Here is a 5,722-nt window from a genome sequence, read left to right as displayed (position 1 = left end):
TTGGTGTTGGTTGCGGGGGTAGGATTTGAACCTACGACCTTCAGGTTATGAGCCTGACGAGCTACCGGGCTGCTCCACCCCGCGTCACCGATGTTGAGCGTCTTGTAGAGACGCAAAAAGGGCCCTTTTTGGAGGGCCCTTTTTAAGAGGCCTTTGGGGCCTTTTGTCATTGTGATGGGTTTTATGATCTTGCGCTGGCTTCAATGCCTGGCGACGTCCTACTCTTCCAACGCTTGAGCGTAAGTACCATCGGCGCTGGCAGGTTTCACGTCCGAGTTCGAGATGGGATCGGGTGGGTCACTGCCGCTATGGCCACCAAGCAATGGAGCGAGCGCAAGATTTTTAATCGATGAAGTCCGTGCAGATTTATGTGTGTCTGGCTGATTGATCGTCCGATCATCGCCGAGAGCCCTTGGCAGGACTGTCATTGATGGTGGGATTCTACAAGCATGAACAGAGTTATTAGGACCAGTTAGCTTCACGCGTTACCGCGCTTCCACACCTGGCCTATCAACGTGATGGTCTATCACGACTCGATGATACCTAATCTCGAGGGAGGCTTCCCGCTTAGATGCTTTCAGCGGTTATCCCTTCCATACATAGCTACCCTGCTGCGCGGCTGGCGCCACGACAGGTACACCAGAGGTATGTTCATCCCGGTCCTCTCGTACTAGGGACAACTCCTCTCAAGTATCGACGCCCACGGCAGATAGGGACCAAACTGTCTCGCGACGTTCTGAACCCAGCTCACGTACCACTTTAATTGGCGAACAGCCAAACCCTTGGGACCTGCTCCAGCCCCAGGATGTGATGAGCCGACATCGAGGTGCCAAACGATTCCGTCGATATGAGCTCTTGGGAATCATCAGCCTGTTATCCCCGGCGTACCTTTTATCCGTTGAGCGATGGCCCTTCCACGAGGGACCACCGGATCACTATGACCGACTTTCGTCTCTGCTCGATTCGTCAATCTCGCAGTCAGGCAGGCTTATGCCATTGCACTCTTGCAGCCGGTTTCCAACCGGCCTGAGCCTACCATCGCGCGCCTCCGTTACTCTTTAGGAGGCGACCGCCCCAGTCAAACTACCCGCCACAGAGGGTCCCGGTACCGGCTAACGGTACGCAGTTAGACATTAAAAAATCACAGGGTGGTATTTCACCTATGGCTCCACACCAGCTGGCGCCGATGTTTCAAAGCCTCCCACCTATGCTACACAATAATTTTCCAATGCCACTCTGAAGCTGCAGTAAAGGTGCACGGGGTCTTTCCGTCTAACCGCGGGTACTCCGCATCTTCACGGAGAATTCAATTTCGCTGAGCATATCCTGGAGACAGTGGGGAAGTCGTTACGCCATTCGTGCAGGTCGGAACTTACCCGACAAGGAATTTCGCTACCTTAGGACCGTTATAGTTACGGCCGCCGTTTACCGGGGCTTCAATTCGGAGCTTGCACTCCTCCTCTTAACCTTCCGGCACCGGGCAGGCGTCAGACCCTATACGTCGTCTTGAAGCCGACTTAGCAGAGCCCTGTGTTTTTGCTAAACAGTCGCTACCCCCTGGCCTGTGCCCCCCGACAGTGCTTGCGCATAGCCGGGGCCTCCTTCTTCCGAAGGTACGGAGGCAATTTGCCGAGTTCCTTCAGGATACTTCTCTCAAGCGCCTTGGTATACTCTACCTGACCACCTGTGTCGGTTTCGGGTACGGTCTATACGGTGGGGCTATTTCCTGGGACTGCTTCGAAGCACGTTCAATCCGATAAGAACGTACAACACACGCAATCCGTCACACACCACCAGGCCCACGAATATTAACGTGGTTCCCATCGACTACCCCCTTCGGGCTCGTCTTAGGGGCCGGCTTACCCTGCTCAGATTAGCTTTAAGCAGGAACCCTTGGTCTTTCGGCGAGAGGGCATCTCACCCTCTTTGTCGCTACTCATGTCAGCATTCGCACTTCCGATACGTCCACCCTCGGTTACCCTCGAGCTTCACTCGCTTACGGAACGCTCCGCTACCGCTCAGACTAGTGTCTGAACCCTAAGCTTCGGTGCATCACTTTAGCCCCGTTACATTTTCGCCGCAGGAACCCTTATTTAGACCAGTGAGCTGTTACGCTTTCTTTAAAGGATGGCTGCTTCTAAGCCAACCTCCTGGTTGTTTTGGGATTCCCACATGCTTTCCCACTTAGTGATGACTTGGGGACCTTAGCTGTAGGTTAGGGCTGTTTCCCTTTTGACGACGGACCTTAGCACCCGCCGTCTGTCTGCCGAACAAGACTCGTTGGTATTCGGAGTTTGGTTAGAATTGGTAGATCTCGCGACCCCCGCATCCATCCAGTGCTCTACCCCCAACGGCATACATTCGACGCTCTACCTCAATAGATTTCGCGGAGAACCAGCTATTTCCCGGCTTGATTGGCCTTTCACCCCTAAACACAACTCATCCGAGAATTTTTCAACATTCAACGGTTCGGTCCTCCAGTGCGTGTTACCGCACCTTCAACCTGGTCATGCCTAGATCGCCGGGTTTCGGGTCTAATACACCATACTCAGTCGCCCTGTTCAGACTCGCTTTCGCTGCGCCTACACCTAACGGCTTAAGCTTGCATGGTACATTAAGTCACTGACCCATTATGCAAGAGGTACGCTGTCACCCCCTATGGGGCTCCAACTGCTTGTAAGCATCCGGTTTCAGGTACTGTTTCACTCCCCTCATCGGGGTGCTTTTCACCTTTCCCTCACGGTACTGGTTCGCTATCGGTCATGTACGAGTATTTAGGCTTGGAGGGTGGTCCCCCCATGTTCAGACAGGATTTCACGTGTCCCGCCCTACTCAAGTCCTGGAACCTCACTTTTGCATACGGGGCTGTCACCCGCTATGGCCACTCTTTCCAAAGTGTTCTGCTAGTTTAGTTCCAGGCACTGGCCTGGTCCGCGTTCGCTCGCCACTACTAACGGAATCTCGGTTGATGTCTTTTCCTCTGGTTACTTAGATGTTTCAGTTCACCAGGTTCGCTTCACCAAGCCTATATATTCAGCTCGGTGATACCTTATCCACCTCACTCAAACTTTGGCGAACCAAAGATCGAGAGAAATGGTGAAGGTGGGTTTCCCCATTCGGAAATCGCCGGATCAAAGTTTGCTCACAACTCCCCGACGCTTATCGCAGCGTGCCACGTCCTTCATCGCCTGTACATGCCAAGGCATCCACCAGATGCTCTTACCTCACGCTTGAGAATCCACACCATCAACGACAGCCCTGCATAGAGACTGCGTCGTGCTAGGTATGGACGATTATCTCAGCCAGATAATAAAATCTGTTGTAACGCATGGTTGATTACCCAACGTCTGGATAATCCATGCGCCACGGCATCGATTAAAAAACCCATTCACAATGTCAAAGATCTGCGGGCAAATCCCGCGTAACCGACCCGAAGGTCGGAACTGTTTCGCTTCATCCCTGGAGTTTCAAAGAGCGTCTACCCAAACACGCTCACCACCTTGCATGACGCAAGATGGTGGAGCCTATCGGGATCGAACCGATGACCTGATGCTTGCAAAGCAACCGCTCTCCCAGCTGAGCTAAGGCCCCGTGTCTTGGTAGACTGGCAAGTGGTGGGCCTGAGTGGATTCGAACCACTGACCTCACCCTTATCAGGGGTGCGCTCTAACCAACTGAGCTACAGGCCCAACTTGCCGCGCCAAGCAGGCCACAATGGGCCGCGGGCGGCGTGAGCCAGCTCAGGCGTATAACGATCTCTCGATCGCTATCTCCAGTGATGAAGGGACATGAGGACGACGGCATGTTCTTTGGAATGGGAGAAGCTCTTCTCTCGTCTAGCAAGAGCGCTTTCTTCCAAATCCTTAGAAAGGAGGTGATCCAGCCGCAGGTTCCCCTACGGCTACCTTGTTACGACTTCACCCCAGTCGCTGATCCCACCGTGGTTAGCTGCCTCCTTGCGGTTAGCACACTACCTTCGGGTGAAACCAACTCCCATGGTGTGACGGGCGGTGTGTACAAGGCCTGGGAACGTATTCACCGCGGCATGCTGATCCGCGATTACTAGCGATTCCGCCTTCATGCTCTCGAGTTGCAGAGAACAATCCGAACTGAGACGGCTTTTGGAGATTAGCTTGTGCTCGCGCACTTGCTGCCCACTGTCACCGCCATTGTAGCACGTGTGTAGCCCAGCGTGTAAGGGCCATGAGGACTTGACGTCATCCCCACCTTCCTCCGGCTTATCACCGGCAGTTTCCTTAGAGTGCCCAACTAAATGCTGGCAACTAAGGATGAGGGTTGCGCTCGTTGCGGGACTTAACCCAACATCTCACGACACGAGCTGACGACAGCCATGCAGCACCTGTCACTCATCCAGCCGAACTGAAGAAATCCATCTCTGGAAATCGCGATGAGGATGTCAAACGCTGGTAAGGTTCTGCGCGTTGCTTCGAATTAAACCACATGCTCCACCGCTTGTGCAGGCCCCCGTCAATTCCTTTGAGTTTTAATCTTGCGACCGTACTCCCCAGGCGGATAACTTAATGCGTTAGCTGCGCCACCCAAATTCCAAGAACCCGGACAGCTAGTTATCATCGTTTACGGTGTGGACTACCAGGGTATCTAATCCTGTTTGCTCCCCACACTTTCGCACCTCAGCGTCAATACTTGTCCAGTCAGTCGCCTTCGCCACTGGTGTTCTTCCGAATATCTACGAATTTCACCTCTACACTCGGAATTCCACTGACCTCTCCAAGATTCTAGTCACCTAGTTTCAAAGGCAGTTCCGGAGTTGAGCTCCGGGCTTTCACCTCTGACTTGAGTAACCGCCTACGCGCGCTTTACGCCCAGTAATTCCGAACAACGCTAGCTCCCTCCGTATTACCGCGGCTGCTGGCACGGAGTTAGCCGGAGCTTATTCTCCAGGTACTGTCATTATCATCCCTGGTAAAAGAGCTTTACAACCCTAAGGCCTTCATCACTCACGCGGCATTGCTGGATCAGGCTTTCGCCCATTGTCCAATATTCCCCACTGCTGCCTCCCGTAGGAGTCTGGGCCGTGTCTCAGTCCCAGTGTGGCTGATCATCCTCTCAGACCAGCTAAGGATCGTCGGCTTGGTAGGCCTTTACCCCACCAACTACCTAATCCTGCGCGGGCTCATCTCTTGGCGATAAATCTTTGGACCGAAGTCATCATCCGGTATTAGCAGTAATTTCTCACTGTTATTCCGAACCAAGAGGCAGATTCCCACGTGTTACGCACCCGTGCGCCACTAACCCCGAAGGGTTCGTTCGACTTGCATGTGTTAGGCATGCCGCCAGCGTTCGTTCTGAGCCAGGATCAAACTCTCAAGTTTGTGAAACAATATTCACGGCACAAAGCCTAAGCCTTGCCAGCCGCAAACATCGAAACCTTCGGGAGCCGATACCTGCACTTGTCAAACGTATGGAAACGAAGGACATATAAGGCATCGGCTTGATTTAAACTGCACCATAGAGCCCGAAGCTCCCAAGGTGCAGGCGCCGTCGCCCACATGTCCCTTCATCTAAAAACCAACAATGTCAAAGATCCAACCACGCCCATCCGGAGACGGAAACAACCGGACAACCATCCATCCCCGCTTCTCAAAGACCCGGGGAACAAGCTGTCCGTCTATCGTGGCGACCACCCCAAAGCGCCGTGTTTGGCGGCGTGCTTCGCTGCGGTGAGAGGCCCTCTAAGTGA

Annotated in this window: 3 tRNA genes and 3 rRNA genes; all 6 read right to left on the bottom strand. The window is 53.6% G+C overall.

From position 1 onward, the window contains the following. Positions 1 to 7 precede the first annotated feature (7 nt). The 6 genes from LC060_RS20850 to LC060_RS20825 all read right to left on the bottom strand — a co-directional run bounded on the left by LC060_RS20850 (position 8) and on the right by LC060_RS20825 (position 5,354). Positions 8 to 84, bottom strand: a tRNA-Met gene (locus LC060_RS20850). Between the two features lie 121 nt (positions 85 to 205). Beyond that, a 5S ribosomal RNA gene (gene rrf / locus LC060_RS20845) occupies positions 206 to 320 on the bottom strand. A gap of 122 nt (positions 321 to 442) precedes the next feature. Then, a 23S ribosomal RNA gene (locus tag LC060_RS20840) occupies positions 443 to 3,233 on the bottom strand. 282 nt (positions 3,234 to 3,515) lie between these two features. Beyond that, positions 3,516 to 3,591: transfer RNA gene (locus LC060_RS20835), tRNA-Ala, on the bottom strand. A 21-nt stretch (positions 3,592 to 3,612) separates the two neighbouring features. Continuing rightward, a tRNA-Ile gene (locus LC060_RS20830) sits at positions 3,613 to 3,689 on the bottom strand. Positions 3,690 to 3,867: 178 nt separating this feature from the next. Next, a 16S ribosomal RNA gene (locus LC060_RS20825) occupies positions 3,868 to 5,354 on the bottom strand. Together the 16S, 23S and 5S rRNA genes with 3 tRNA genes alongside form the textbook arrangement of a ribosomal RNA operon. Between the last annotated feature and the right edge of the window lie 368 nt (positions 5,355 to 5,722).

Origin of the sequence: Novosphingobium profundi (assembly GCF_020524485.1) — a bacterium.
Classification (GTDB): Bacteria; Pseudomonadota; Alphaproteobacteria; order Sphingomonadales; family Sphingomonadaceae; genus Novosphingobium; species Novosphingobium profundi_A.
This window is presented reverse-complemented; position numbering and strand designations above follow the sequence as displayed.